The organism is Lysobacter sp. Root690 (genome assembly GCF_001427785.1).
GTDB lineage: Bacteria > Pseudomonadota > Gammaproteobacteria > Xanthomonadales > Xanthomonadaceae > Lysobacter.
This window is the reverse complement of record NZ_LMHM01000018.1, coordinates 330,290-356,898: the sequence shown is the minus strand read 5'-3', so window position 1 is coordinate 356,898 and position 26,609 is coordinate 330,290. Positions and strand designations below refer to the sequence as shown.

The 26,609-nt window shown below is 66.3% G+C and carries 22 protein-coding genes and 1 pseudogene; 6 read left to right on the top strand and 17 right to left on the bottom strand.

All coding sequences use genetic code 11. The features are described 5' to 3' along the window. Positions 1-293: 293 nt before the first annotated feature. Entirely contained in the window at positions 294-908 is a 615-nt protein-coding gene (locus tag ASD86_RS24670) for a HutD family protein (RefSeq protein WP_056117034.1), read from the top strand. Positions 909-920: 12 nt separating this feature from the next. On the opposite strand, the gene ASD86_RS24665 is transcribed toward ASD86_RS24670, so the two are convergent. From ASD86_RS24665 to ASD86_RS24590, 16 genes are all read right to left on the bottom strand, one after another. Further along, positions 921-1,241 carry an Imm1 family immunity protein gene (locus ASD86_RS24665; protein WP_056117031.1) on the bottom strand — a complete coding sequence of 107 codons (321 nt, stop codon included), beginning with the start codon at positions 1,239-1,241 and terminating at the stop codon, positions 921-923. 48 nt (positions 1,242-1,289) lie between these two features. After that, on the bottom strand, positions 1,290-2,942 hold the full coding sequence (locus ASD86_RS24660) for a sulfite reductase subunit alpha (RefSeq protein ID WP_056117029.1): 1,653 nt from the start codon (positions 2,940-2,942) through the stop codon (positions 1,290-1,292). Then, complete coding sequence (locus ASD86_RS24655; RefSeq protein WP_056117026.1) at positions 2,939-3,943, bottom strand: FAD:protein FMN transferase; 1,005 nt, start codon at positions 3,941-3,943, stop codon at positions 2,939-2,941. Before ASD86_RS24655 ends, ASD86_RS24660 begins: the two co-directional genes overlap by 4 nt. A gap of 4 nt (positions 3,944-3,947) precedes the next feature. Beyond that, on the bottom strand, positions 3,948-4,763 hold the full coding sequence (locus ASD86_RS24650; RefSeq protein ID WP_056117023.1) for a DUF4198 domain-containing protein: 816 nt from the start codon (positions 4,761-4,763) through the stop codon (positions 3,948-3,950). A 120-nt stretch (positions 4,764-4,883) separates the two neighbouring features. Further along, entirely contained in the window at positions 4,884-5,399 is a 516-nt protein-coding gene (locus tag ASD86_RS24645; RefSeq protein ID WP_046655827.1) for a DUF2271 domain-containing protein, read from the bottom strand. Between the two features lie 32 nt (positions 5,400-5,431). Continuing rightward, entirely contained in the window at positions 5,432-6,085 is a 654-nt protein-coding gene (locus ASD86_RS24640) for a PepSY-associated TM helix domain-containing protein (RefSeq protein WP_056117432.1), read from the bottom strand. Positions 6,086-6,090: 5 nt separating this feature from the next. Then, on the bottom strand, positions 6,091-6,777 hold the full coding sequence (locus ASD86_RS24635; protein WP_056117021.1) for a Fe2+-dependent dioxygenase: 687 nt from the start codon (positions 6,775-6,777) through the stop codon (positions 6,091-6,093). 118 nt (positions 6,778-6,895) lie between these two features. Further along, positions 6,896-9,196 (bottom strand): TonB-dependent receptor, encoded by a 2,301-nt coding sequence (locus ASD86_RS24630; protein WP_056117018.1) that lies wholly within the window; start codon positions 9,194-9,196, stop codon positions 6,896-6,898. Between the two features lie 636 nt (positions 9,197-9,832). Further along, positions 9,833-10,156, bottom strand: coding sequence for a non-heme iron oxygenase ferredoxin subunit (locus ASD86_RS24625; RefSeq protein ID WP_036110399.1), 324 nt, complete (start codon positions 10,154-10,156; stop codon positions 9,833-9,835). 88 nt (positions 10,157-10,244) lie between these two features. Further along, the gene (locus tag ASD86_RS24620; protein WP_056117016.1) at positions 10,245-10,787 is read right to left on the bottom strand and encodes a GNAT family N-acetyltransferase; all 543 of its coding nucleotides are present in this window, start codon (positions 10,785-10,787) and stop codon (positions 10,245-10,247) included. Next, a complete protein-coding gene (locus ASD86_RS24615) occupies positions 10,784-12,016 on the bottom strand; it encodes a cysteine desulfurase (protein ID WP_056117013.1) in 1,233 nt (410 codons plus the stop codon). The genes ASD86_RS24620 and ASD86_RS24615 overlap by 4 nt, the downstream gene beginning before the upstream one ends. 124 nt (positions 12,017-12,140) lie before the next feature. After that, positions 12,141-13,430, bottom strand: coding sequence for a Fe-S cluster assembly protein SufD (gene sufD / locus ASD86_RS24610; protein WP_056117011.1), 1,290 nt, complete (start codon positions 13,428-13,430; stop codon positions 12,141-12,143). 34 nt (positions 13,431-13,464) lie between these two features. Continuing rightward, positions 13,465-14,229, bottom strand: a complete 765-nt coding sequence (gene sufC, locus ASD86_RS24605) for a Fe-S cluster assembly ATPase SufC (RefSeq protein WP_056117429.1) — start codon at positions 14,227-14,229, stop codon at positions 13,465-13,467. A gap of 73 nt (positions 14,230-14,302) precedes the next feature. Beyond that, entirely contained in the window at positions 14,303-14,938 is a 636-nt protein-coding gene (locus tag ASD86_RS24600; RefSeq protein ID WP_157477101.1) for a hypothetical protein, read from the bottom strand. Continuing rightward, positions 14,938-16,413 carry a Fe-S cluster assembly protein SufB gene (gene sufB, locus ASD86_RS24595; RefSeq protein ID WP_056117007.1) on the bottom strand — a complete coding sequence of 492 codons (1,476 nt, stop codon included), beginning with the start codon at positions 16,411-16,413 and terminating at the stop codon, positions 14,938-14,940. Before sufB ends, ASD86_RS24600 begins: the two co-directional genes overlap by 1 nt. A 16-nt stretch (positions 16,414-16,429) precedes the next feature. Beyond that, positions 16,430-16,891 (bottom strand): SUF system Fe-S cluster assembly regulator, encoded by a 462-nt coding sequence (locus ASD86_RS24590; protein WP_046655838.1) that lies wholly within the window; start codon positions 16,889-16,891, stop codon positions 16,430-16,432. A 267-nt stretch (positions 16,892-17,158) separates the two neighbouring features. On the opposite strand from ASD86_RS24590, the pseudogene ASD86_RS24585 reads away from it, so the two are divergent. The 5 genes and pseudogenes from ASD86_RS24585 to ASD86_RS24565 all read left to right on the top strand — a co-directional run. Beyond that, positions 17,159-17,623, top strand: a pseudogene (locus ASD86_RS24585) (SET domain-containing protein-lysine N-methyltransferase); the annotation flags it as partial. 431 nt (positions 17,624-18,054) lie between these two features. Continuing rightward, positions 18,055-18,840 carry a 3-hydroxybutyrate dehydrogenase gene (locus ASD86_RS24580; RefSeq protein WP_056117006.1) on the top strand — a complete coding sequence of 262 codons (786 nt, stop codon included), beginning with the start codon at positions 18,055-18,057 and terminating at the stop codon, positions 18,838-18,840. Between the two features lie 434 nt (positions 18,841-19,274). Continuing rightward, on the top strand, positions 19,275-20,936 hold the full coding sequence (locus ASD86_RS24575) for a patatin-like phospholipase family protein (RefSeq protein ID WP_082578689.1): 1,662 nt from the start codon (positions 19,275-19,277) through the stop codon (positions 20,934-20,936). Between the two features lie 305 nt (positions 20,937-21,241). Next, a complete protein-coding gene (locus tag ASD86_RS24570) occupies positions 21,242-23,497 on the top strand; it encodes a DUF5916 domain-containing protein (protein ID WP_056117004.1) in 2,256 nt (751 codons plus the stop codon). A 288-nt stretch (positions 23,498-23,785) separates the two neighbouring features. Next, complete coding sequence (locus ASD86_RS24565) at positions 23,786-24,262, top strand: hypothetical protein (RefSeq protein ID WP_056117002.1); 477 nt, start codon at positions 23,786-23,788, stop codon at positions 24,260-24,262. Between the two features lie 262 nt (positions 24,263-24,524). Here ASD86_RS24565 and ASD86_RS24560 read toward each other — a convergent pair whose 3' ends face one another. Beyond that, the gene (locus ASD86_RS24560; RefSeq protein WP_056117000.1) at positions 24,525-26,609 is read right to left on the bottom strand and encodes a TonB-dependent receptor; all 2,085 of its coding nucleotides are present in this window, start codon (positions 26,607-26,609) and stop codon (positions 24,525-24,527) included.

Sequence of the window (26,609 nt, the reverse complement as noted above, 5' to 3'; positions counted from 1 at the left end):
AGTCGGGAGTCGGGAGTCGGGAGTCGGGAGTCGGGAGTCGGGAGTCGGGAGTCGGGAGTCGGGTTCCGAAGCCGCTCGGTTTTGCGCTCAGTTGCGCCAGCATCGATTCGAATCCTCTCCGAAGCGGCAATCTTCCCAAGCCCATTCAACCCTGCCTGAAGTGTTCCCCCCCTTTGGAAAAGGGGGGCAGGGGGGATTCGCTTTTAGCCCGTCCACTCCCACCCCGCACGGCCCCTGGGCCTGGCTCGACCGAGCCACTAGACTCAGCGTCCCGCCGCGATCCGACCCACGCCATGTCCGACAGCCTGTCCTGGACCATCCCCGCCAACGAATACCGCCGCGAACGCTGGCGCAACCAGTTCGGCTGGACCCGCGAGATCGTGCGCATGCGCCGCGGCGACGGCCTGGACCGCCCGGCGACCGGCGAGGACTGGGACTGGCGCCTGTCGATCGCCGAGATCGAGGCCGACGCGCCGTTCTCGGCGTTTCCGGGGATCGATCGCGAACTGGTCCTGCTCAGCGGCAACGGCCTGCGCCTGCGTTTCGACGACGGCGAGTCGCACGAACTGATGCCGCCGCACGACAAACTGCGTTTCGCCGGCGAGCGCGGGGTGCGCGGCGAATTGCTCGACGGGGTGACCCACGATTTCAATCTGATGTGGCAGCGCGAGCGGGTTCGCGCCGAGCTCTGGCACCGGCCGCTGGTCGGGCCGATGGTGATCTTCGCCGAGCCTCACCAGACCTGGGCGGTGCATCTGCTGGCCGGACAGGCGCGCTTCGCCCCCGACGCGGGCCTGCCGCCGCTGCAGGCCGGCGATACCGCGATCCTCGCCGCGGGCAGCGAACGGCTGCGGCATGTGCTGGAAGGCGGCGGCGAAGTGCTGCTGGTGCGGGTGGCGCCGGTCTAGGCCGCGAGCCGCTCAATCGTCCCGATGCCACAGGACGAACGCGGGAGGCAGGCCGTCGGCGCGGAAGGCGTCGATCGCGCGTTGCAAGGTCGCGACCGGCAGCGCCCAACTCGCCGGGTATTCATCGCGCTGGCCGTTTTCCAGCAGGTAGTCGATGCTGGCCGCCTCGGGACCGTCGTAGTCCGGATTGCGCGAACTCATGCCGGCGTCGCCGGGTTCGCGCAGATACATGAGCCAACCCAGCTCGCCGTTGATCAGCGCGCACAGCTGCTGTCCTTGCGGGCCTTCAACCCATATTTCCCGATACTGCGCATCGCGTGCGTCGTGGCTCATGGCGTCGGCCCGTGTTCGGTCGGATACAGTCGCGGCGGAGCGCAATCGTCAATACACATCGCGGCGATAGCGCCCATCGGCTGCCATCGTCTCCAGCAGGTCCACGCCGAGCGCTTCGTGCAGCACGGCCTCGACCCCGGGCGCCATGCCCTCCAGACTGCCACAAACATAGATCGCCGCGCCGTGCGCGACCCACTCGCGCAGCGAGTCGATACGTTCGCGCAGCAGATCCTGCACGTACACCCGCGCCGCGCCATCGCGCGAAAACGCGTAGTCGACGCGTTCGATCGCGGCCTGCGCACGCCACTGTTCAAGTTCATCGCGGTAGTGCAGATCGCAGGCGGCGTTGCGCTCGCCGAACAGCAGCCAGTTGCGGCGGTGGCCGGAGGCGATGCGGGTCTTGAGCAAGGCGCGCAGGCCGGCCAGGCCGGTGCCGTTGCCGATCAGGATCATCGGCCGCGCGTCGGCGGGCGCATGGAAGGACGGGTTGTCGCGGATGCGCAGATCGATCGTCGCATCGAGCGCGGCATGGGCGGTCAGCCAGCCGCTGCCGCTGCCCAGTCGTCCATCGTCGCGATGCATCTGCCGGACCAAGAGCTGCAGCGAACCATCGGCCGGAACAGAAGCGATCGAGTATTCGCGATGCGGCAACGCCTTGAGCGCATCGGCGATGGCCTGAGCGCTGCGTCCCGCCAACGACGTGGCATCCGGCAAGCGCGAACGCGTCAGCAACTCGGACAAGGTTGTGTTCGCATCGTCGATGCGCACCGAGGCATCGCCGTCGTGACCGACCGCGAGCAACCACTGCGCGACCTCATCGGCGCTGTTGCGCGGACCGATTTCGGCGATATCGCCGGCCTGCCACTCCAGTGCCGCGCCATCAGCCGGAACCAGCGCGATATGGAACGCCGCGCCGCCGACGCTGCCGGGATTGGACAATCGCCGTTCGCTCAATCGCCAGGGGCGATACGAGGGCGCGCTCCAGTCGGGCAGATCGGTGCGTCCGGCGAGTTGACCCAAGTGGTGCTGCCAATGCCGCAACGCGCCGGCTTCGCCGTTGTCGACTTCGACCAGATCGAACAGCGGCTGCGCGCCGGCATGACGCAGCCAATGGTCGAGGCGATGGCCGAACGCGCAGTATTCGGCGTATTCGCGATCGCCCAGGGCGAGTACGCCATAGCGCATCGAGGCGAGATGGGCGCCGTGCGCCATGACCCGGCGCACGAAGCGCGCCGAGGAATCCGGCGCGTCGCCTTCGCCGGTGGTGCTGACCACGAACAGCACGCGCGAATACTGCGACAGTTGCGCGGCGTCGAGATTGCCGAGCACCGCCAGATCAGCGCGCAGGCCGGCGTCGCGCAACGCTTCCCAGCTGCGCCGCGCGAGTTGCTCGGCGAAACCGGTCTGGCTGGCGAATGCGACCAGCCAGTCGCCGCGCTGTTGTTCGACGATGGTCGGCAGCGCGGATGCGCGCGCGCGGCGGCGACGCGAGTACGCGACCGCGGCGACGAAACCGGCGTAGGCCGCGACCAGCGCGGCGGCGAGCCACAACCGCCCGCGTCCCGGCGACGACCATTGCAAGGGTTCGGCCTGCCATTGCGACAGGCACAGCGCGAGCGCGATCAATCCGATCACGACCAGCGAATTGCCGATCAGGCTCAGATCGATGCGTCGGCGGGACGGTGCGGGCGCTGAGGTCATACGGAACGTTGCAAGGCGACGAAGGCCGGTGTGGCGCGGGTGATGAAGCTATCGCCGTCGCGTAACACGAACAAGGCGGCAAGATGTTTGCGATTGGCGTAGGCCAGACCCGCATGCGGACCGAGCACGCTCAGCGCGGTCGCCAGCGCGTCGGCGTGCATGCATTGTGCGTGCAGCACGGTGACCGAGGCGACTTCGTTGGCGATCGGCCGGCCGCTGCGTGGATCGAGGGTGTGCGCGTAACGTTGGCCGTCGTCATCGAAGTAGCGGCGGTAATCGCCGGAGGTCGCGATCGACAGGCCATCCAGGGCGATGACCGCGGCGGCTTCGTTGTCGTCGCCACCGGGTTGTTCGACCGCGATCCGCCAGGCGCTGCCATCGGGCTTGCGGCCATGCCCGCGCAACTCGCCGCCGACTTCGACCAGACAATCGCTCACGCCTTGCTGCAACAGCCAATTGGCGACGCGATCGACGCCGTAGCCTTTCGCGATCGACGACAGATCGATGCAGGCATCGCCGGGTTGGGTAAGTTCACGCGTGGCCGCATTCCAGCGCAAGCGTCGCCAGCCCACGTGTTCGCGCGCGTGAGCGAGCGACGCCGCGTCGGGCGCATGCGCGCTCGGACCGGCGGGACCGAAACCCCACAAATCAACCAACGCACCGAGGCTCGGATCGTAAGCACCGTCGGTATCGGCAGCGAGCGCCAACGCGGCGTCCATCACCTCGGCGAATTCGACCGGCAATGCATGCACGCTGCCGGCCGGCGCGCGGTTGTAACGGCTGATATGCGAATCGGTTTCCCAGGTGCTCATCTGCGCGACGACTTCGTTCAGTCGCGCCTGGATGCCGCGTTCAAGCGCGGCCAGGGCCGACGCGGCGGCGATCAACTTGACCGACCACCGCGTGCCCATCGTCACGCCGCGCAGCTCGTGCATAGCCGCGGCCGGAGCGCCCCAGGCGCCCGACCACGACCACGTCGGTTGCGGCACGGCTTGCGACATCGACTTACTGCGGCAGCACTTCGAACACGGCGACGTAGCTCAGACGACGCTGCTTGGCCTGCGGCAGCGTGGTCTTCTTGTCTTCGCTCGCGGTTTCCAGCCAATACATGCCCGGCTGCGCCCACTTCACTTCGAACTTGCCGTCGGCGCCGGTGGTGGCGTGGATTTCGCTTTGCTCGTTGCGGTAACGGGTCGCGCCCGGAACGATTTCGATCTTCAGGCCCGAAGCCGGCTTGCCGTCGACCAGCAACTGGAACGTCGCCGACTCGCCGGCGAACAAATCGTTCGGATGAGTCACCGGGACCAGCTCGATGCCCTTGCCGGTGGTGGCGAACACGGTGGTGCTCGGCTTGCCGACGGTGGCGAAGGTTTCCACCCGGCCCAGGCTTTCGGAGGCTTCGACCTCGGTCGCGCCGGCCGGAATACCGGTGGCGAACTCGCTGGCCTTGCCGCGCCAGCGCTTGGCTTCGCCGCCGAGCTTGTAGCTGGCGAACATGCCTTCGTTGTTCATCGCGATCTTGTAGGTGCCTTCCTGCTGAAGCTGCAGGTCGAACACGCTGCGCAGCTTGCCGGTCGAACCGTTCTGCGGTTCGACCTTGCTGCCGTCCGGCGCGGTCACGTGCAGACGTTCCAGCGGCAGCGGCACGTGATTGAAATAGAACAGGTCGTTGGACACGGCCGCATCGACCGTCATCCACGAGCCCTTGTCGGAGAACACCGTTTGCGACGGCTGCAGCCAGGCCTTATGCGCCTGCGCGGTGGTGGCCAGGCCGAGCGTGGCGAGCGCGAGCGCGGTGACGAGAGTGAGTTTGGTCTTCATGATTTGAGTCCGGGAATAGGGAGTCGAGAATCGGGAATCGTAAGAGCAGCAGTGCGGGATCGGCCTGGGTCGAAGCGGGCTTTAACGATTCCCGACTCCCCATTCCCGATTCCCAGCCTTTCAGGGCTTGACGACCAGCCCGACCTTGCCCAGTTCCGTCTTGCCCTGGGCCGACAGCGTCTGCGCCTTGGCCGGCCATTCGAACGGAATCGTCAGCATTTCGCGGCCGCCGACTTCGCGCGCGGCTTCGACCACCAGGGTGTAGCTGCCCGGGCTCAGGCCGGCGAGTTGCTTGCTGTTGCCCTTGAACGACACCGCGTGGCTGCCGACCGGGCGGGTCGCGCCGCTGACGCCGTCGACCGGCATGCTCAGGGTGCGGCCGCTGCGGCGCCACCACTGGCGCATGTCCTTGAGCCACTTGGTGCCTTCGCCGTTCTTCATGTCCAGGTCGTACCAGACCGCGAGATTGCTGGCGACGGTGTTGTCGGATTTTTCGATCCACGCCGCGACGTAGGGACGGTGGTACTCGGCCGCGTTGATCCGCGGAATTTCGATCTTGAGTTCCAGATCGGCCGCGAACGCCGGCAGCGGCAGCGCCAACGCGGGAATCAGGACCTTGAACGACGACAGTTTCATGGATCGCTCCTGCAGTGCTTGAAAACGGATGTTCAGTGCATGAAAAGAAGGATGACCAGCAGCGGGATCGTCAGACCGGCCACGACCAGCGGCCAGGTCTTGCCGCGTTGGCGCGCGTGCAATTGCAGCAGCCACAGGCCGGTGAACGCGAACAACAGACACGCCACCGCGAACAGGTCGATGAACCAGCGCCATGCGGCGCCGGTGTTGCGGCCCTTGTGCAGGTCGTTGAGCCAGGCGATCCAGCCGCGATCGGTGCGTTCGTATTCGATCGCGCCGCTCTCGCGGTCGATGCTGATCCACGCATCGCCGCCGGGACGCGGCAACGACACATAGACATCGCTGTCGGACCACTCGCCCTTGCGCCCGGCGGTGCGCACATCCAACGCATCAGCGAGCCAGTCGTTGACCGCGCCGGGCAACGGCGCGTCGGCCGCCGGTTCTTTCTTGAGGCTGCGCAGCAGGCTGGCCGGCAGGGTTTCCTTGACGTTGACCACATGCGGCTCGGATTCGATCTGCGCGGCATGGTTCAAGGTGATGCCGGTGACCGAAAACAGCAGCAGCGCGACCAGACTGAGCGCGGCGCTGATCCAGTGCCAGCGGTGCAGGGTCTTCAGCCAGTACGCGCGGCGATTCGGATCGGCCTCGCGTCGCGCGGCGGCGTGCGGCGCGTGTTCGTCGCCGATCGCGCTCACGGCTGGCTCCAGCGCCGCAGCAGGTTGTGATAGACGCCGGTCAACTGCACCAGCGCCGGATGATCGGGCACGTCGGCGGTGAGGCGGCGGATCGAGATGTCGAGTTCGAACATCAACCGACGCTGCGCGTCTTCGCTGACCAGGCTCTGGATCCAGAAGAACGAGGCGATGCGCGCGCCGCGGGTGACCGGGGTGACCTTGTGCAGGCTGGTGCCCGGGTACAGCACCAGATCGCCGGCGGCGAGCTTGACGTTATGGGTGCCGTAGGTGTCTTCGATGACCAGTTCGCCGCCGTCGTATTCCTCCGGCGCGCTCAGGAACAAGGTCGCCGACAGATCGGTGCGCACCGCATCCATGCCGCCGCGGCTGCGGTCGTAGCGGATCGCGTTGTCGACATGGAAACCGAACGACTGGCCGCCGGCGTAGCGGTTGAACAGCGGCGGGTAGACCCGCTGCGGCAGCGCGGCGGAGAAGAAGGTCGAGTTCTTCGCCAGCGCGTCGAGAATGAGCGGCCCGAGTTCGCGCGCGACCGGATCGGTTTCCGGCAACTGCGCGTTGTCCTTGGCCTTGGCCGACTGATGGCCGGCGGTGATGCGTCCATCGGCCCAGCCGGCTTGATCCAGGCGGGCCCGGCAATGGGCGACCTGTTCGGCGGTGAGGACCTTGGGAACGTGCAGCAGCATGGTTTTCCTCAATGCGGCCGCCCGGGAGGGCCCGGGCGGCGCGCGTGGACGTTGGAAGTCCGATTAGAACGTGAACCCGATGCGGCGTGCCACTGGCGCGCCGCACCGATGCGCCCGCTTAGAAGGCGAAGTTGGCGCTCAGCACGAACTGGCGGCCGTCGCCCGGGGTCGCCCAACCGTTGTTGCGGATACGGGTGAAGTAATCCTCATCGGTCAGGTTGTTGACGTTGAGCTGCAGCGAGGCCGAGCGGTTGATCTTGTAGTTGATCATCGCGCGGTGGGTCCAGTAGCTGCCGTAGGTGGTCAGCGGGCCGTTGACGTTGGTCGCGCTGTGCTGGGTCAGCCAGATCTTGCCCTGATAGGTCGCGCCATAACCGATCTGCCACTTCGGGCTCAGGTCGTAGGTGGTCCACAGGCTGAAGGAGTGCTCCGGCACGTTGGTCAGGCGGTCGCCCTTGGTGTAGTCCAGGCCCAGGCCGGCCTGACGGTTCGACACGCCCTGCAGCACTTCGCTGTCAAGGAAGGCGTAGTTGGCGTAGACCGCCCACTGGTCGGTGATCAGGCCGGACACGCCGAGCATGACGCCGTCGACGCGCGCCTGGCCGTCGAGCTGCTGCAGGCCGGACAGGTTGGCCGGGTTGTCGAGGTCGGCGACCTTATAGTTCTTGCGGTCGTTGCGGAACACCGAGCCGGTCAGCGCGATGCGGCCGTCGGCGAAGTCCCACTTGGTGCCGATTTCGTAGTTGACCGCGGTTTCCGGATCGACCGAGCAGGTCTGCGCGGTGCACGAGCCGTTGACCGAGGCCTTCGACGGGGTCTTGGAGTTGCCGTAGGCGATGTAGATGCTGCCGTTCTCGACCGGCTTGTAGACCAGGCCGGCGCGGTAGGAAAACAGATCGTCGTTGCTCTTGAACGGCACGCCATAACCGGTGATGGTGCCGATCGGCAGCGCCGGCAGCGCGCCGCCGACGGTGGTCGGGGCCTGCACGACGACGGCGTTGTTGGTCTTGCCCTCGTTGCGCTCGTAGCGCGCGCCCAGGCTCAGCTGCCAGTGTTCGTTGAACTTGAGCGTGTCGAACACGTACAGCGCGCGGTTGTCGAGTTCGCCTTCGGTCTGGCCGGTGAGGGTGCGATTGAGCGGGCCGCGATAGATGTGATCGGGGTTGGCGATGTTCATCTGCGGCAGGCCGGCGATGTACGGGTTGGTGCCGTTGGGGTTGCGGAAATCGCTGGTGACGTCGAGGTCGAACTTCTCGTGCAGGATCGAGAAGCCCGCGACCAGGTTGTGTTCGATCGCACCGGTGTTGAAGGTGGTGGTCAGATCGGTCTGGTTGTAAATCGTGGTGTTGCGCGTATCGCGACCGTAGCCGCGCGGGCCGCTCGGGCTGTAGTTGCCCGGGCGCGTGGCGCCGCAGGTGGCGCCGGTCGGGGTGCGGTTGTTGGCCAGGCACCAGGTGCCCTGCACGGCGTCGACCAGCGAGAACTGGTCGACCTGCTGCCAGCGGGTCAGGTTGCGGATCTTGAAGCGATCGTTGAACGAATGCTCGATGGTCGAGGTCAGCGAGTCGAGCTCGATGTCCTGCCGGTCGATATTGCTGTAACCGTAGTAGTTGCCGCGATCCACGCCCGGCAGGCCGTCGCCGTTGAAGAACGGCAGGCCGTACTGCGGGGTGTTCTCGTCTTCCTGGTGCAGGTAGTTCAAGGACCAGGTGGTGTCGCTGCCCAGGCCGAACGCCAGCGAGGCGGCCGCGCCCCAGCGCTCATTGGTTTCGATATCGCGGCCCGGCACGTCGTTCTGGTGGCCCATGATGTTCAGGCGCAGCGCCGAGCTTTCGCCGAGCACGAAGTTGCTGTCGGCGGTGACGCGCGCGTAGCTGTCGGTGCCGGCGGCGATCGAGGCCTTATGGAATTCGTTGAGGCCGGCGCTCTTGGTCACCAGGTTGATGGTGCCGCCGACCGAGCCCGCGCCGGAGTACACCGAGTTGGCGCCGTTGATGACTTCTACCGATTCCAGGTTGAACGGATCGGTGCGGCTGTACAGACCGCTGTCGCGCACGCCGTCGACGGTGATGTCGCTGCTGGCGTCGAAGCCGCGCAGGTTGATCTTGTCGCCGAAACCGCCGCCGCCTTCGCCGGCGCCGAAGGTGATGCCGGGCAGGGTGCTGAGGATGTCGGTCAGCGACAGCAGGTTCTGGCCGTCGATGGTGTTGCGGTCGATCACGGTGATCGTCTGCGGGGTGTCGCGCAGGTTCGCGGTGTACTTGCCGCTGCTGGCCTTCTGAATGCGCTGTCCGTGGACTTCGACGCCTTCGACGTCCTTGGCCTGGGGGTCCGGCGCGGGGGCGGCGAACACGGGCAGAGTGAGGGCAAGAGCGAGCGCGCCGGCAAGCGGCGACACGACGAACTTCGTGGTCGACATGGGAATCTCTGGGAGGGGCAGGGAAGGGCGGCGCAAGGCCGCGTCAGGCCGCGATCTTAATGAGATGAATTCTCATTTGCAACGAAAAATGAATGTGAAGGGCGGCCTGTAACCGTTTTCGTCACATTAGTGTGCGTAAACGGGGCGCTGATTGGGCGGTGGGTCGCGGTTTAACGAGCCCCTCTCTCGAAGCCCGGGAGAGGGGTTGGGGCGAGGGCCTGAAAGCCGAATCTCCCTCGGCGACTCGGTCGCGCTTGCCCTCATCCGCCCTTCGGGCACCTTCTCCGCTTTGCGGGAGAAGGAAATGTCATGGCTCGTGTTGCTCAACGCTGCATGAGGTCTCGCCCAACTGACCATTCGTTTTCGCAATGCGGCGCCGACGCATCCCGCCAGACGTCAGCGTCGCGTCAGCAGCGAGGGAAGGGCCAGTCCCGAGGCTTCCGGCTCGGCTCGCTGCGCACTGCCTCTTGCCTCACGGGGCGAAGCAACGTGGTGATCTGAAAGAAGAACGTCGGAGCTGGAGCCCCGCCCACATAAAACTTCGCGGCCAAGGCCGCGCATGTGGGAGCGATTGGCTTCGGGCGGTGCAGCGGCGACGCTGGAAGAAGGCGAACGAGGCGTTCGCGCTGGAGCGTTCTACTCGCGATCGTCGCGGGTCCACACCCCGCCGTCTTCGACCTTGACCGGAAACTTCGGCACCGGTTCGTAGGCCGGCGCGCACAGTGGGCGGCCGTCGCGGACGTCGAAACGCGCGCCGTGCAGCACGCATTCGATCGTCGCTTCCTCGCTGTCGAAGGTGCCCGAGGACAATTCGAAGTCCTCGTGCGAGCAGCGGTCTTCCAGCGCGTAGTAATCGCCGTCGTAATTGCAGACGAAGATCGCGGTGTCGCCGTCCCAGGCGACGGTGGATTCGCCCGGCAGCAGTTGCGAAGTGGCGCAGACGAAAATCCAATCGCCCATGGCGGCTTCCTTTGGTACGCGATTCGAGATTGGGGATTCGGGATTCGCAACAGCGCGACTTGCGCCCATCCCGAATCCGAACCCGGTATTACAGCTTCTTTTCCAGGATTTCGAAACTCAGGTCGTCGCGCTTGGGCAGGCCGAAGCGCGCGTCGCCGTAGGGGAACGGTTCGAATCGGCCGGTGCGCTCGTAGCCGCGGCGCACGTAGAACTCGATCAGTTCCTCGCGCACGTTGATCACGCTCATGCGGATCACGCTCAGGTTCCATTGCTCGCGCGCGACGCGCTCGGCTTCGGCCAGCACGCGCTTGCCGATGCCGCCGCCCTGCAGGGTCGGATTGACCGAGAACATGCCGAAGTAGCCGCTGCCGTCGTCCTCGACCGCGATATGCGCGCAGGCCAGCAGCTCGCCCGATGCGTCGGCGCGCTCGGCGATCAGGATCATGCCCTGCGCCTTGCCCAGCACGCTTTCGATTTCGTCCGGGCCGGTGCGGCGGCCGTCGAGAATGTCGGCCTCGGTGGTCCAGCCGCGGCGGCCGGAATCGCCGCGATAGGCCGATTCGACCAGCGCGACCACCGCGTCGGTGTCGGCGAGCGTGGCGGCGCGGAATTTGATGGTGTCGTCGGTCATGCGAGTAGTTTGCGTACCTTGGTCAGGGCGGTCACGAAGGCGTCGATCTCTTCGAACGTATTGTAGTAAGCCAGCGATGCGCGGCAGGTCGCCGGCACGCCGAAGTGTTGCATCAGCGGGTGCGCGCAGTGATGGCCGGAGCGGATCGCGACGCCTTCCAGGTCGAGCAGGGTGGCCAGGTCGTGCGCATGCGCGCCTTCGATCAGGAAGCTCACCACCGCGGCCTTGTCGGCGGCCTCGCCGAAAATACGCAGGCCGGGCACTTGCTTCAAGGCGTCGGTGAAGCGGCTCAGCAGAGCCTGTTCGCGCGCTTCGATATTGGCCATGCCCAATGCCGACAGATAGTCGACCGCGGCGCCGAGCCCGGCGAAACCGGCGATGTTCGGCGTGCCGGCCTCGAAGCGACGCGGGCCGTCGGCGAACACGGTGCCTTCGAACCGCACTTCCTTGATCATCTCGCCGCCGCCGATGAACGGCGGCATCGCGTCGAGGTGTTCGCGCCGCGCCCACAGCGCGCCGGTGCCGGTCGGGCCGCTCATCTTGTGGCCGGTGATCGCGTAGAAATCGCAGCCGATCGCGGCGATGTCGAGCGGCCGGTGCGGCGCCGCCTGCGAGCCGTCGATCAGGGTGACGATGCCGCGCTTGCGCGCCTCGCGGCAGATCTCGCGCACCGGGTTGACCGTGCCGAGCACGTTGGAGACGTGGGTCAGCGCCAGCAGTTTCACTTCGGGCGTGAGCAGCGAATACAGCTGATCCAGGTCGAGCTGGCCGCGCTCGTCGATCTCGGCGACCTTGATCACCGCGCCGGTGCGCTGCGCGACCAGTTGCCACGGCACGATATTGGCGTGGTGCTCCATGCGCGTGAGCACGATCGCATCGCCGGCCTTGAGCCGCGGCAGCGCCCACGAGTACGCGACCAGATTGATCGCAAACGTCGTGCCGCTGCACAGCACCAACTCGTCGCCGCGCACGTTGAGGAAACGGGCGAGCTTGCTGCGCGCGCTTTCGTACAGTTCGGTCGCTTCCGAGCCCAGCGCATGCACCGCGCGGCTGACGTTGGCGTTATGGCGGCGATAGAAATCGTCGACCGCGGCGATCACCGCTTCGGGCTTCTGGCCGGTGTTGGCCGAGTCGAAATAGATCAGCGGCTTGCCGTGGACTTCGCGGGTCAGCACCGGGAAGTCGGCGCGTACCGCGGCCCAGTCGGTAGAGTTGGGGACGGCGTTCATTGATCAGACCTTGGTGGGGAGAGAAACGAGTGGAGAAAAGTGAGAAACGAGTAAGTGCGTCTGGCTCAACGGTCATCGCGCGGCCGAACTCTTTCCTCACTCCTCTGCACTGTTTTCCTCGCTCTTAAATCAATCGTTCCAGCGCCAGATTCAACCGCACTTCCAGCATCGCCCGCGCGCTGTCGTCTTCGAACAGCGACAAGGTCTCGCGGCAGAACGCGGTGGTCAGCAGGGCGCGCGCCTGTTCGGCCGGCACGCCGCGCGAGCGCAGGTAGAACAGCGCGTTGGCGTCGAGCTGGCCGACGGTCGCGCCGTGCGCGGCCTGCACTTCGTCGGCGTGGATCTCGAGCACCGGCTGGGTGTCGATTTCGGCGCCTTCGCTGAGCAGCAGGTTCTTGTTCGACAGCATGGCGTTGCTGCCGTCGGCGCCTTCGCGGATCAGGATGCCGCCGTGGAACGCGGCGCGCGAACGGCCGGCGCCGAGGCCGCGCCAGATCAGTTCGCACTGGGTGTCGCGGCCGACGTGATCGATCCCTAAGCGGGTGTCGAGATGACGGCGACCGGTTGCCAGCAGCACGCCGTTGGCGTGGACCTGCGCGGCTTCGCCGTGCAGCGCGGCGTTGAGTTCGTGACGCGACAGCGCCGCGCCCAGTTCCAGATCGATGCGGCGATAGCGCGCGTTGCCCGCGAGCACCGCGTCGGTGCGCGCGATCACGGTCGCGCCGAGCGCTTCGTCCTGCACCCGCGCGTGCGACAAGGTCGCGTTCGGCGCGAGATGCACGTGGGTCAGGCTGTTGCTCAGATGGGTGTGGCTGTCGGCGGCGAGCTGATGCTCGACCACGGTCAGGCTGGCGCCTTCGCGCAGCTCGATCAGGTGGCGCAGATGCCAGGCGCGATCGCCCGCGGCCGGGCTGCCGACGAACACCAGATGCACCGGTACCTGCGCCTGCACGCCCGCGTCCACCCGCAGCACCGCGCCTTCGTCGGCGAGCGCGGCGTTGAGGCGGGCGAACACTTCGTCGGCGCGCTCGTAGCGGCGGGCGAGGAAGTTGGCTTCGCGCACGTCGCCTTGCGCCAGCACCCGCGACAGCGGCTGCAGCGACACGCCGGCCGGCAAGCCGGTCAGGTCGGACTGCGCGGCGTCGTAGCGGCCGTTGTGGAAGACGATGCGCGGCGCCGGGATGCCGGCGATCGCGGCGCTGTCGAACGCGGCCGGGGCGGCGTCGGCGGCGACGAAGGCGCGGCGCTCCAGCGAGCGCAGCGGGGTGTATTTCCAGGCCTCGGTGCGCGGGCCGGGCAGGCCGTCGCGCAGGGCCGCGTCGAGCGCGGCGCGGCGGGTCGCGCCCAGACCGGCCGATTCGCGCACGGGCAGCGCATCGAAGGCCGAGACGAATGCGTCGAGCAGGGCGCTCATCGGGCGCGCTCCTGCAACCACCGGTCGCCGCGCATCACGCCGCGTTCTCCGGTGCGACGCGGTCCTTGAGCCATTCGTAGCCGTGCGCTTCCAGTTCCAGCGCCAGTTCCGGGCCGCCGGTCTCGACGATGCGGCCGTCGGCGAGCACATGCACCACGTCGGGCTTGATGTAGTCGAGCAGGCGCTGATAGTGGGTGATCACCAGGAACGCGCGATCGGGCGAGCGCAGCGTGTTGACGCCGTGGGCGACCGCCTTGAGCGCATCGATGTCCAGGCCCGAATCGGTTTCGTCGAGGATCGCCAGCTTGGGTTCGAGCAGGGCGAGCTGGAAGATCTCGTTGCGCTTCTTCTCGCCGCCGCTGAAGCCTTCGTTGACGCCGCGGTGCAGCAGTTCGTCCTTCAGATGCAGCACGGCGAGTTTTTCGCGCACCAGCTTGAGGAACTGCATCGAGTCGAGCTCGGCCTGGCCGCGCGCCTTGCGCTGTGCATTGAGCGCGGTGCGCAGGAAATAGGTGTTGTTCACGCCCGGGATTTCGACCGGGTACTGGAACGCCAGGAACACGCCGGCGGCGGCGCGTTCCTCGGGCTCGAGCGCGAGCAGGTCGCGGCCTTCGAACTCGACCGTGCCCTGAGTGACCTCATAGCCTTCGCGGCCCGACAGCACGTTGCCCAGAGTGGATTTGCCGGCGCCATTGGGTCCCATGATGGCGTGGACCTGACCGGGCCGCAGATCCAGCGACAGGCCCTTGAGGATGTCCTTGCCGGCGACTTGGACGTGAAGGTTTTCGATCTTGAGCATGGAATGGGTCATCGGAAAGTCGGAATGAGTCGATGCGACGAAACCCGCGCGGCGCGGCGGCGGGTTCGCGCGCTCAGGCGCAGACGCCTTCGTACGCGAGGCGGCGCTGCGCGCCGGCCGCGTCGGTGACGTCGTAGCACTGTTCGTAATCGGATTCGGCGAAGGTCGGCAGCTTCGGGCAGTCGATCATCTTCGAGCGATCCGCCAGCGGCTGCGCCTTGTCGGCGACGGCTTCGATGCGGCCCGCCACGTCGATGCGGAACTCGTGCGATTTTTCGTCGCTGTCCTTCGCGCGCACGCGCAGCCAGTCGCCTTCCAGGCCGATCACGTCGGCTTCGTAAGGTTTGCCCCAGCGGCGCAGTTCGCGCCCGGTCTTGTCGAATTCGACCACGTAGTCGGCCAGCAGCGATTTATCGTCGAGCGGGATTGAAGTCACCCGCGCGTACGGCGTCGCGCCGCAGGGGCCTTCGCCCCAGCGCACGATGCGCGGATCGTCCGGCGCGCCTTCTTCGGCCTGGCTGGTGAACGGCAACGCGTACTGGGTCGTCGCGACCGTCGCCGTCGGCGTGGCCGGCGCGGGCGCTTCGGCCGCTTGCGCGGGTTTGGCCGCCGGGGCGGTCGCCGCGGGCGCTTGCGCGGCCGGCGTTTCCGGGGTCTTGGAGCATGCGGCCGTCAACGCGGCCAGGCAGCACACAGCGAGTACGCGCATCATCCGACCGACCCTTCCAGGCTGACTTCCAGCAGTTTTTTCGCTTCGACCGCGAACTCCATGGGTAGCTCGCGGAACACCGACTTGCAGAAGCCGTCGACGATCATCGACACCGCGTCTTCCTCGCCGATACCGCGCGAGCGGCAGTAAAACAGCTGGTCGTCGCTGATCTTCGAGGTGGTCGCTTCGTGCTCGACCGTCGCATCGGGGTGCTTGACCTCGATGTACGGGAAGGTGTGCGCGCCGCACTTCTTGCCGATCAACAGGCTGTCGCACTGGGTGTGGTTGCGCGCGCCGGCGGCGTTCTTCTCGATCTTGACCAGGCCGCGATAGGTGTTCTGGCCGCGGCCGGCGCTGATGCCCTTGCTGATGATCTTGGACTTGGTGCGCTTGCCGACGTGGATCATCTTGGTGCCGGTGTCGGCCTGCTGACGGTGATGGGTCAGCGCGACCGAGTAGAACTCGCCGGTCGAATCGTCGCCGAGCAGCACGCAGCTGGGGTATTTCCAGGTGATCGCCGAACCGGTCTCGACCTGGGTCCAGCTGATCTTGCTGCGCGCGCCGCGGCATTCGCCGCGCTTGGTCACGAAGTTGTAGATGCCGCCCTTGCCGTTTTCGTCGCCCGGGTACCAGTTCTGCACGGTCGAGTACTTGATCTCGGCGTCTTCCAGCACGACCAGCTCGACCACCGCCGCGTGCAGCTGGTTTTCGTCGCGCATCGGCGCGGTGCAACCTTCCAGGTACGAGACGTAGGCCTTGTCCTCGCAGATGATCAAGGTGCGTTCGAACTGACCGGTATGGCCGGCGTTGATGCGGAAATAGGTGCTCAGTTCCATCGGGCAGCGCACGCCCTTGGGAATGAACACGAAGCTGCCGTCGGAGAACACCGCCGAGTTGAGCGCGGCGAAGAAGTTGTCGCCGGTCGGCACCACGCTGCCGAGGTACTTCTTGACCAGCTCGGGCTGCTCGCGGATCGCTTCGGACATCGAGCAGAAGATCACGCCCTTCTCGGCCAGTTCCTTGCGGAAGGTGGTGCCGACCGAGACCGAGTCGAACACCGCGTCGACCGCGACACCGGCCAGGCGCGCGCGCTCGTGCAGCGGCACGCCGAGCTTGTCGTAGGTGTCGAGCAGTTCCTGCGGCACTTCGTCGAGCGAGGCGTACTTGGCCTTCGGCGCGCTGTAGTAGCTCAGCGCCTGGAAATCGATCGGCGCGATGTTGAGCTTGGCCCAGTGCGGCATCGGCATGGTCAGCCAATGGCGATAGGCCTCAAGACGCCAGTCGGTCATCCACTGCGGCTCGTCCTTCTTGGCCGAGAGCGCGCGGATGACGTCCTCGTCCAGTCCCGGCGGCAGGCTGTCGGACTCGATGTCGGTGATGAAACCGGCCTCGTAGCGGCGACCCAGCTGCTCGTGGATCTCTTTATTGGCGATGTCGCCCGTCTGCGCGGGAGTCGGTTTGATGTCGGTGGCCATGGCGGCTGCCTACTGTCTAAGCGCCGGCCAGGCGCAGATCGATGCGCTTGGCGGCTGTGTCGTGAGGAAGGGGTGCGGTGGGTGCGAGCATTTGAGCCAAAGTGACGTTGCTGAGCGCTTCGATGACCACGTCGTTGATGCGGCGCCAGTTGGCGCGCACGCCGCACTGGTTTTCCAGGCCGCAGTGGCCTTCGTGGACGCTGCATTCGGTCATGCCGAGCGGGCCTTCCATCGCCTCGACGATCTCGATCAGGCCGATGTCGTCGGCGGCGCGGGCCAGGCGATAGCCGCCGTTGGCGCCGCGGAAGCCTTCGACCAGCCCGGCCTGGGCCAGCGGCTTGAGCACCTTGCTGACCGTGGGCGCTTCCAGACCCGCCCGTTCGGCCAGTTCCGACGCGCTCAATACGCGATCGGGGCCGGCCGCCAGGACGGTCAGGACGACCGTGGCGTAATCGGTGAGTTTGGTGACGCGGAGCATCGTGGGGGAAGCTCGGGATGAATTCGTACCGAAATTGTACGTTTTTATGCCGGGCGGGGCTAGCGGGGTGGTTTTGCGCAATTCAGCGGGGTGTTCATCGGGGGCTCGGCGCCCCCGGCGCGGGCCGCGGCGCGGCCCCGCGTTGCGGACCGTGGCCGGACGATGGGCGGGCGATCGAAGCAGGTCGCGGAAGAAAGGCGACGGCTGCCGATAGCGGCGACCGGCGCGGCAGGTCAGAATGCGCGTTCGTCATTGTTGGGAATCCCCATGCCGCGCAAGATCGCCGCCCGTCGTTCCGCCATCCACGGCAACGGTGTATTCGCCGTCGCCCCGATCGCCAAGGGCGAACGCGTCATTGAGTACAAGGGCCGCCGCCGCAGCCACGAAGAGGTCGATGCCGGCGACACCGGCGACGCCGATTCGGGCCACACCTTCCTGTTCACGCTCAACGACGAGTTCGTGATCGACGCCAACTACGAAGGCAATTCGGCGCGCTGGATCAACCACAGCTGCTCGCCGAGCTGCGAAGCGGTGCTGGAAGAGGACGACGGCGACGACCGCCGCAAGGACCGGGTGTTCATCGAGGCGATCCGCGACATCGCCGCGGGCGAGGAGCTGTCGTACAACTACGGCATCACCCTGGCCGAGAAGCACACCAAGGAACTCAAGAAGATCTGGGAATGCCGCTGCGGCTCGGAAAACTGTACCGGCACGATGCTGCAGCCCAAGAAGGACAAGAAGTCCAAGAAGAAAGATAAGAAGAAGGACAAGAAAAAGAAGAAGGATAAGAAGGGCAAGAAGAAGGATTGAGGGGCGCGAACGTCCCTTCTCCCGCGGCGCGGGAGAAGGTGGCCCGAAGGGCCGGATGAGGGCAGGCGACAGGCTGGCGTGAAGTGGCGTCAACCGCTCGGGCCCTCACCCCAGCCCTCTCCCGCTGGGCGGGAGAGGGAGCGCAAGCAAAAGCCGGAGCGGGGCGTGTCGGTCAATCATTGACCGCGTACGAAAGTCCGATAGCTCACCCATGTCCCGCGACGGGACACTGCGATGCATCCGCCGCCACGCCGCGATAACACCGGGCGGCGACAATGGCCGCCGGTTCGCCCGCATGGGCCACGTTTTCTTCCCGTCTGTCCTTCCCGCATCGCATCCCAGGAGTTCCACGCATGAGCTCGATCCAAGGCAAAGTCGCCGTCGTCACCGGAGCCGCCAGCGGCATCGGCAAGGAAATCGCCCACGAGTTGGCCCGTGCCGGCGCCGCGATCGCGATCGCCGACCTCAACCAGGCCGGAGCCCAGGCGGTGGCGGACGAAATCATCGGCAACGGCGGCCGCGCCATCGGCGTGGCGATGGACGTCACCGACGAAGCCGCGGTCAACGCCGGCATCGAGCGGGTGGTCGCCGAGCTCGGTGGCATCGACATCCTGATTTCCAACGCCGGCATCCAGATCGTCAACCCGATCGAGAACTACGCCTTCGCCGACTGGAAGAAGATGCTCGCGATCCACCTCGACGGCGCGTTCCTGACCACCAAGGCGGCGTTGCCGCATATGTACAAGGGCGACAAGGGCGGCACGGTGATCTACATGGGCTCGGTGCATTCGCACGAGGCTTCGCCGCTGAAATCGGCTTACGTCACTGCCAAGCACGGCCTGCTGGGGCTGTCGCGGGTGCTCGCGAAGGAAGGCGCCAAGCACAACGTGCGCAGCCATGTGATCTGCCCGGGCTTCGTGCGCACGCCGCTGGTCGACAAGCAGATTCCCGAGCAGGCGAAGGAACTGGGTATCAGCGAGGACGAGGTGATCAAAAAGGTCATGCTCGGTAATACGGTCGACGGTGTGTTCACCACGGTCGAGGATGTTGCGCAGACGGTGCGCTTCCTGGCCGAGTTCCCGAGCGCGGCGTTGACGGGGCAGAGTTTTGTGGTGAGTCATGGGTGGTATATGCAGTAACGCGGTTGCGCTAGCGATTTGATCGCGGCGCCTGCTTTTGCTCGTCACTCCCTGGATGTGGGAATGCAGGCTGCCGTTGCTCGTCATTCCCGCGAACGCGGGAATCCAGCGACTTTTTCGCCAGTTGGAATCGTCGTGACTTGGTGGAGCGAAAGTCACTGGATTCCCGCGTTCGCGGGAATGACGGTGGCGAGAGAGTCGCGGCAATGACGGTGTTGAAAGTTTGCGCTGAAGTCTCTGGATCCCCGCCTTCGCGGGGATGACGAGCACAAGGCATTGGGCGCCGGAACAAGGTGTCCTGTTTTTCGTCGGAGCATCTAACTCGCAGTTTGAAAGCGGCGCCTTCAAAAGCAGCAACTACCAAAGTAGTAACTTCACAAGCAGCAACTTCCAAAGCAGCACCCCGCAGTTCTTCACAGCAAAAGGCGGTCAGCATGGCAACCACGCGCATCCCGACCCGGCGCAACGCCGCTCCTTCCGGTAGCGCAAAGCGCGCCAGCGAGCCTGAGCCGGCCAAGCGCGAACCGGCGCGTCGTGATCCGGCCAAGCGCGACCCCAAGCCGGCCACGCCGGCGAAAAAAGATCCGCCTGCCAACGCACCGGCGCAAAAAGAGCCGCCCAAGTCCGCGAATACAGCCCGGGCGGCGGCCACGCCTGCGGTACGCAAACATGTCGCCAGGCAAACGGCGGGCAACCGCGTCGTTAAGCAAGCGGGGAGCAAACGCACCAGCCAGCGAGCGGCGTTCATCGATCCGGCTGACGCGCCAGCCGCGGCCGTCGAAGCCGTCAACGCAGCACAGGGTCGAAATCGAAAGGGCGAGCAAAAGCGCGCACCCGACAAGGCGGCGACGTCGCGCGCGGCCAAGCGCGCCGATGACGGTCGCGCCGATGGCAACGCTGATCCGCGTCGCAGCGGCGACACCCGCCGGACTCACACCCGCGACACCGCCCCCGTCCTGCCCGACAACATAGCTCTGGTCCTGCAAGGCGGCGGCGCACTCGGCGCGTACCAGGCCGGGGTCTACCAAGGCCTGTTCGAAGCCGGCATCGCGCCGAACTGGATCGCCGGCATTTCGATCGGCGCGTTCAACACCGCAATCATCGCCGGCAATCCGCCGCAGCGGCGCATGGAGGCGTTGCGCGAATTCTGGGACACGATCTCGCAACCCTATCTATTGCCGTCGACCACCTTCGGCCAGGAAGCACGCTTCGCCGACATAGATGCCGACAGCCGCGCCTGGCTCGATACCTGGGAAGCCTGGCGCGCGATCGTCGAAGGCCAGCATGGCTTCTACCAACCGCGCAGTTGGCTCGGCCAGGATCCGATGGCGCTGTTCGGCGCGCCGCCGGGGCCGTCGGCGGCGAGCTTCTACGACACCTCGCCGATGATCGCCACGCTCGAGCGCATGGTGGATTTCGATCGGCTCAACGACGGCGGCATCCGGGTCAGCGTCGGCGCGGTCAATGTGCGCACCGGCAACCTGGAGTATTTCGACAACACCCAGATGCGCCTGGACGCGCGGCATATCCTCGCCTCGGGCGCGCTGCCGCCGGCGTTTCCGGCGGTCGAGATCGACGGCGAGTTCTACTGGGACGGCGGCCTGGTGTCCAACACGCCGTTGTCGCAGGTGCTGACCGCATCGCCGCGAAGCGACACCCTGGTGTTCCAGGTGGACCTGTGGAATGCGCATGGCGATCTGCCGCAAAACCTGCTCGACGTGGCCGAGCGGCAGAAGGAAATCCAGTATTCCAGCCGCACCCGCCTGATCACCGACACCCAGCGGGTGTTCCAGCATTACCGGCGCTTGCTGCGCGAGCTGCTGGAAGAAATCCCCGAGGCCGTGCGCAAGACCAATCCCTGGGCGCAGCACGCGGCCGAACTGGCCTGCGACCGCCGCTACAGCGTGGTCCATCTGATCTACCGCGATCGCGCGCGGATCGGCCATTTCAAGGACTATCAGTTCGGCCGGGTGGCGATGCGCGAGCATTGGCTGTCGGGGCAGAGCGATATCGCGCGTGCGTTGAGCCATCCGGAGTGGCTGCAACTGCCGCACGGCGAGTCGGCGTTCGTCGCGCATGACGCCACGGCGCCTTGAGCTCAGGCCGATTTGATTCGGGGAGGTAACGGCTCGATACAGCCGGGCGCAGTTCCATTCCACGGACGAGCGCACGCAGTCAGTCACTGCCGCTGACGTTTGTCACGCAGCGGCCACACCGCAACCTGAACCAATGGCCCATGGCACTGGGATGCACATGAACGACCAATGGTTGCCATGACTTACGCCATTTAGCGCACGGCCGTCGCATCGTTAGTCTGCGCGGCGTCGCGGTGCCGTATGCCGCGACTCGAACCCGCGACGGGGATGCGTCGCGGGTCGGTTCACCGGCTCGGGGTCGCACCATGCGCAATCCACTGTTCGTTTCGTTGTCGGCCGCCTGCGCCGTATTGGCCGCGCCGTGCGCGCATGCGGTTGAGATCGATGGCCGCATCGATCCGCAGGAGTGGAGCCAGGCCCAGCACATCGAGGATTTCCGCCTGACCCAGCCGCTGTCGCGCGAAGCCGCGTCGCAGCCGACCCAGGCCTGGATGATGGCCACGCCGGACGGCCTGGCGATCGCGTTCCGCAACCGGCAACCGGCCGGCGTGCCGCGGCTGCGCCAGCACACCGAGCGCGACGGCGACGGCACGGTTGACCGGGTCAATCTGTATGTCGACTTCGATGGCGACGGCCGCATGGGCTACAACTTCACCGTGACCCTGGCCAACAGCATCACCGACGCCACCATCACCAGCGAAAATCAGTTCAACAACGACTGGGACGGCGACTGGCGCCACGCCACCAGCGAAGACGACGAGGGTTGGTCGGCGGAGATGCTGATCCCCTGGCATATCGCGCCGATGCGCAAGGCCGACGGCGGCAACCGCACGCTCGGCATCCAGCTCGACCGGGTGATCGCCTCGACCGGCGAACGCACCTCGTGGCCGGCGGTGCATTACACCCAGGCGCGTTACCTATCGGCGTTCAATCGCGTGCAGATGCCGGCCTACGGCCAGACCCTGCTGGCGATCACGCCGTACGTGGTCGGCGTGCAGGATGCGGTCAAGCACCAGGGTGACTTCGATGGCGGCCTGGACCTGTTCTGGAAACCCAGTGGCAAGTTCCAGCTCAGCGCGACCGTGAATCCGGATTTCGGCCAGGTCGAAAGCGACGAACTGACCGTCAACTTCAGCGCCACCGAAACCTTCTTCAGCGACAAGCGGCCGTTCTTCACCGAGAACCAGAGCTTCTTCGACGTGCCGTTCGGTTCGTACAGCAGCAATAGCCGCTTGATCTACACTCGCCGCGTCGGCGGCGGCCGCGATGACGGCGACGGATCGGGCGACGTGACCGCGGCGCTCAAGCTCAATGGCAGCGCGGCCGGCTTCAACTACGGACTGTTCGCCGCCAGCGAAGGCGACGAGGTCGGCCGCGACTTCTACGCCGCGCGCGTCACCCGCGATTTCACCCGCTTCGGGCTTGGTGCGATGGTGACCCAGGTCGACCGGCCGTTTCTGGATCGCCAGGCCAACGTCTACGAATTCGATCAGCGCTGGACGCCGAATCCGCAGTGGTCGATCCGTGGCGCGGTAGTCGCCTCCGATGTTGAGCAGGCCGGGCGCAGTTTCCGCGACAGCGGCGGCCAGGTTCGCATCGATTACGACATGGGCAAGGGCTGGCGCCAGCAGCTGTACGGTCTGCATCTGGGCAAGGACCTGATGCTCAACGATTTCGGCTATCTGGAGCGCAACAACTTCAACTACATGCGCTACGACCTGGGCCGGCGCGTCACCGACCTGCCGGCCGATTCGGCGTACTCAGGCCACGACTGGCATTACGCGGTGTCGCGTCGCTATACCGACGACGGCGTGCATATCGCCGATGCGGTATCGATCAACCGCCGCAGCGATCTGCGCAATGGCGGCCGCGAATTTATCGAAGCGGCGTTGTGGGGCAGCGGCCACGACGATCTGATCACCCGCGGCCACGGCGTGCTGAGGGTGCCGGCGAAGTTGTTCATGACCTACGAAAGATTGCGTCCGCGCCAGGGCGACAACCCGTGGTCGCTATACACCGAGGCCGGCTACAGCGCGGAGGGACTGGGCGGCTTGGACGAGGGCGAACTGAGCCTGTACCTGGAGCCGAACTACCAGTTCAGCGATCGCATGCTGCTGTTCGCCGGGGTTGAGTACAGCCACAACCCGGACTGGCTGCTGTGGCGGCAGGACAACCGTGTCGCCAGCTTCCGCGCCGATTTTCTGTCGCTCAACGCCGGCCTGCAGTGGTTCATCGACGGCAAGCAGGAACTGCGCTTGCGGCTGGAAACCATCGGCGTGGATGCGCGCATGCGTCAGGCCTATCGGGTCGGCAGCGACGGACGCGCGCTGGCGGTGGCCGAGGAGGTTCCGGATTTCAACCTGCGCAATCTTGGTTTCCAGGTGCGCTACCGCTACGAACTGGCGCCGCTGTCGTACCTGTACGTGGCCTACGTGCGCGGCGGCGAGATGTTCGAGGAAGGCATGCGGCACGACGGCGTCGGCCGCCAGTTCCGCGATGCGTTCGATCTGCGCGATAGCGAGCAGTTGCTGGTGAAGCTGTCGTACCGATTCGAGATTTGATCGCCGTCCGGCGCGTACAACGAACTGGGTTGCAGTACGAAGTTGCCGCCGTCGCCGCGTTTTGGCGGCGTACGCTTGCGCCGCGTGTGACCGGTTGCCTAAGCGTACGCGCGCGCGGGCCAAAGGGCTTAGGAATACCGGTTCCCGCGCGCTCGAGGTGATAGAGATCGCGCCGGCACGCCATCCCCCGACGTGCCGGTGCGCATCGCCGCGGTGGGCAGGCCGTGCTTGCACGGCGGACGTTGCGCGAGGCGCGCCTTTTCGAATCTTCCGATAAGGAGCAAGCAAATGGATGTTCGCGCAATCCGTATCGCCGCCGCCGCGGCCCTGATCATGGTGGCATTCTCCGCGGCCGCCGCCGGCGGCAAGGGCGTGACATGGCGCAAGGCCGGTAACGCCAACGGTGTCGACCATGTGGGCTGCTTCAGTCCCGAGTGCGACGCTTACCAGGGTGACACCGAGTGCTCGGTGCGCCTGCCGATGTTGTGTCTGAAGCAGGACGGTTCGCCCGCGCCGGTGCCGACCGACTATTACAACGGCTGGGCCAAGGGCAACATCGCGCTGAGTCGCGCGGTACGCGGCGATTCGTTCGCCACCCGCGCGCAGGCCGATGCGTTCTGCCGCGCCGAGTTCGGCCCGGGCTATCGCCTGGCCACGCACCACGACGGCGACGGCGGCTGGAGTTGGCGGGCTTACGGCAACATCGACGCCACCACGCGCTTCTGGGTGACGGTGGTCGATCAGCCCAGTAGTTGTTGGAACTGAATCGGGTGCCCGCCGCCCGTTTGGTCGGCGGGTGTTTCGGGTTCTGGGTGAATCGACGTATCGGTTCGAGAGGCGGGCTCTGCTTCCCTGATAGGTGGGTGCCGGCCGGTGCTTTGTTGCGTCGGGCGTGGAGAAATCTTCTTGCGGAAGNCGTGCTGTCGTGGTCGCGGCTTGCGCCGCGACCGCGACACCGCATCGACGACGCTGCTGACCAATGCACCGAGCGGCGGCACGAATTCGACGATCCATAAGCGAACGGACATCAATCCTTCCGCCACTCCACCCCGAAATACACCGCCCGCCCATCGCCCGGCAGGAAATTGCGCCCATCCAACCCGCGCGCATCGGCGATCACGTTGGTGCTGGCGATCCATTTGCGGTCGCCGAGGTTGCGCGCGTCGGCGAACCACGACCATTGCTTGGCGAGCTTGCCGCCGACGCGCAAGCCGGCGATGGTGTAACCCGGCGCCTTGAAGCTGTTGGTGTGGTCGATGTAGTACGACTGCGGCGTCCATTCCACGCTCGGCGCGAGGTACAAATAGTCGCCCGGCGACCAGCGTAGTTCGGCGCGCAGTTGTTGCGGCGGCACGCCGGCCAGTTCGTTGTCGCCGTAGACGCGGTCGCCGTCGAAACGGAAATCGTTGTAGAGGTAGTTGGCCGATACGGTCCACTGCGCCGCGGGTTTCCAGCCCACGCCGAGTTCGATGCCCTGATGCACGGTGCGATCGGCGTTGACCGTGCCCAGCGGATTGCCGTTGCCGTCGCTGAGCGAAAGCAGTTCGCCGCGGACCCGCGCGCGGTACACGGCCAGGTCCAGCGACAGCGCGTCGGCGTTGAGGCGCAGGCCGATCTCGCCGCTGCCGGCGCGCTGCTTGTCGACCTGGGTGATGCCCGGGCCGCCGCTGAGTTCGCCGAAGCTCGGCGGTTCCAGGCTGCGGCTGAGGTTGGCGTAGAGCTGGGCGTGTTCGTCGATCACATAACGCAGGCCGAGCTTGGGGCTGATGCCGGAATAGTCGGCGGCGAAGCTTTCGTCGCGGCCGCCGGTGATGAAGCGATCGCGCGAGCGACGGTCGGCGTCGAGCGCCTGCGCGCCGAGCGACAACACCCATTGCGGCGCGAGCCAGGTCTGGTTCTCCAGATAGAGTTTGCGATTGCGCGCGCGTTGATCGAAACGGTTGCTGCGCGCGCCGGCGTGGCCGGCGATGTTGAAGTAACGATCGTCGTCGATGTCGCCCTGGGCGAACGCGGCACCGGCGATCAATACATTGCGCAAGCCCAGCCATTGCGATTCGTGGCGCCAGCGAACATCGATGCCGACATCGGAACTGTCCTGCTGCAACACCTGGAAGATCGGGTGGTGCAGCGATTTGTCGGCGTAATAGGCCGACACGGTCAACGTGCTGCGTTCGGACGCGGCCCAGGCCAGCTTGCCGGCGATGCGGTCGAGACGGTAATCGCGGCGTTGGTTCAGGGCGAGATTGCCGGGCGCGGCCAGACGCGGATCGCGGCGCGATTCGTCGAGGGTCAGATTGCCCGGCAGGGCCGAGCGCGTATCGACATGGGTCAGGTAGACGCGCGCGTCGAGCGTGTCGCTGAAGCGATAGCCGGCATTGGCGAACAAGCGATAATTTTCCTGTTCGGCGTGATCGCGATAACCGGTTTGATTCAGACCGCTCAGGCTCAGATAGCCGTCGGCCTCGCCGCGCACGCCGGCGAGCGTGATCTGGCCGCGGCGATAACCGAACGCGCCGGCCTCGGCGCGCACGGTCACGGGCGCGGCGTCGTAACCGGTCGGCGAAACGAAGTTGATCGCGCCGCCGAGCGTCGCCGCGCCGAACTCCAGCGCGTTGGCGCCGCGGTAGACCTCGATGTAGCGCGTCGCCAGCGGTTCGACCGCCTGAAAATCGAAACCGCCGTCGGCGAGGTTGAGCGGGCTGCCGTCCTGCAGCAGTTCCAGGCCGCGGCCGTGAAATGTACGTTGCAGGCCCGAGCCGCGGATCGACAGGCGCGCCTCTTCGGCGCCGAAGCGCGGTTGCACGAACACGCCCGGGGCGTAGCCCAATGCATCGGTCAAGGTGCTGACGCGGCCGTCGCGATACGACTCGCCGTCGACCAGCGCGGTGGCGCCGGCGCGCTGGTCCAGACGCGTGCGCGCGGCCTCGGGGCTGTCGACCGCGCGGCCTCGCGCGTAGCGGCCGAGGACGCGGACCGTGCCGAGCGTCTTGGCCGACGCATCGTCGGGCGTTGGCGCCGCATCGGACTGCGCGACGCCGTCGAATGCGACCGCATCGAAGGCGACGGCGGTCGCCAATGCGAGCGCGGCGATACGAAGTGTGACGATGCGCAT

Coding starts and splice junctions, on each gene's coding strand:
- ASD86_RS24670 (WP_056117034.1), top strand. CDS start 294: ATGTCCGACAGCCTGTCCTGGACCATCCCCGCCAACGAATACCGCCGC.
- ASD86_RS24665 (WP_056117031.1), bottom strand. CDS start 1,241: ATGAGCCACGACGCACGCGATGCGCAGTATCGGGAAATATGGGTTGAA.
- ASD86_RS24660 (WP_056117029.1), bottom strand. CDS start 2,942: ATGACCTCAGCGCCCGCACCGTCCCGCCGACGCATCGATCTGAGCCTG.
- ASD86_RS24655 (WP_056117026.1), bottom strand. CDS start 3,943: ATGTCGCAAGCCGTGCCGCAACCGACGTGGTCGTGGTCGGGCGCCTGG.
- ASD86_RS24650 (WP_056117023.1), bottom strand. CDS start 4,763: ATGAAGACCAAACTCACTCTCGTCACCGCGCTCGCGCTCGCCACGCTC.
- ASD86_RS24645 (WP_046655827.1), bottom strand. CDS start 5,399: ATGAAACTGTCGTCGTTCAAGGTCCTGATTCCCGCGTTGGCGCTGCCG.
- ASD86_RS24635 (WP_056117021.1), bottom strand. CDS start 6,777: ATGCTGCTGCACGTTCCCAAGGTCCTCACCGCCGAACAGGTCGCCCAT.
- ASD86_RS24630 (WP_056117018.1), bottom strand. CDS start 9,196: ATGTCGACCACGAAGTTCGTCGTGTCGCCGCTTGCCGGCGCGCTCGCT.
- ASD86_RS24625 (WP_036110399.1), bottom strand. CDS start 10,156: ATGGGCGATTGGATTTTCGTCTGCGCCACTTCGCAACTGCTGCCGGGC.
- ASD86_RS24620 (WP_056117016.1), bottom strand. CDS start 10,787: ATGACCGACGACACCATCAAATTCCGCGCCGCCACGCTCGCCGACACC.
- ASD86_RS24615 (WP_056117013.1), bottom strand. CDS start 12,016: ATGAACGCCGTCCCCAACTCTACCGACTGGGCCGCGGTACGCGCCGAC.
- sufD (WP_056117011.1), bottom strand. CDS start 13,430: ATGAGCGCCCTGCTCGACGCATTCGTCTCGGCCTTCGATGCGCTGCCC.
- sufC (WP_056117429.1), bottom strand. CDS start 14,229: ATGCTCAAGATCGAAAACCTTCACGTCCAAGTCGCCGGCAAGGACATC.
- ASD86_RS24600 (WP_157477101.1), bottom strand. CDS start 14,938: ATGCGCGTACTCGCTGTGTGCTGCCTGGCCGCGTTGACGGCCGCATGC.
- sufB (WP_056117007.1), bottom strand. CDS start 16,413: ATGGCCACCGACATCAAACCGACTCCCGCGCAGACGGGCGACATCGCC.
- ASD86_RS24590 (WP_046655838.1), bottom strand. CDS start 16,891: ATGCTCCGCGTCACCAAACTCACCGATTACGCCACGGTCGTCCTGACC.
- ASD86_RS24580 (WP_056117006.1), top strand. CDS start 18,055: ATGAGCTCGATCCAAGGCAAAGTCGCCGTCGTCACCGGAGCCGCCAGC.
- ASD86_RS24575 (WP_082578689.1), top strand. CDS start 19,275: ATGGCAACCACGCGCATCCCGACCCGGCGCAACGCCGCTCCTTCCGGT.
- ASD86_RS24570 (WP_056117004.1), top strand. CDS start 21,242: ATGCGCAATCCACTGTTCGTTTCGTTGTCGGCCGCCTGCGCCGTATTG.
- ASD86_RS24565 (WP_056117002.1), top strand. CDS start 23,786: ATGGATGTTCGCGCAATCCGTATCGCCGCCGCCGCGGCCCTGATCATG.
- ASD86_RS24560 (WP_056117000.1), bottom strand. CDS start 26,609: ATGCGCATCGTCACACTTCGTATCGCCGCGCTCGCATTGGCGACCGCC.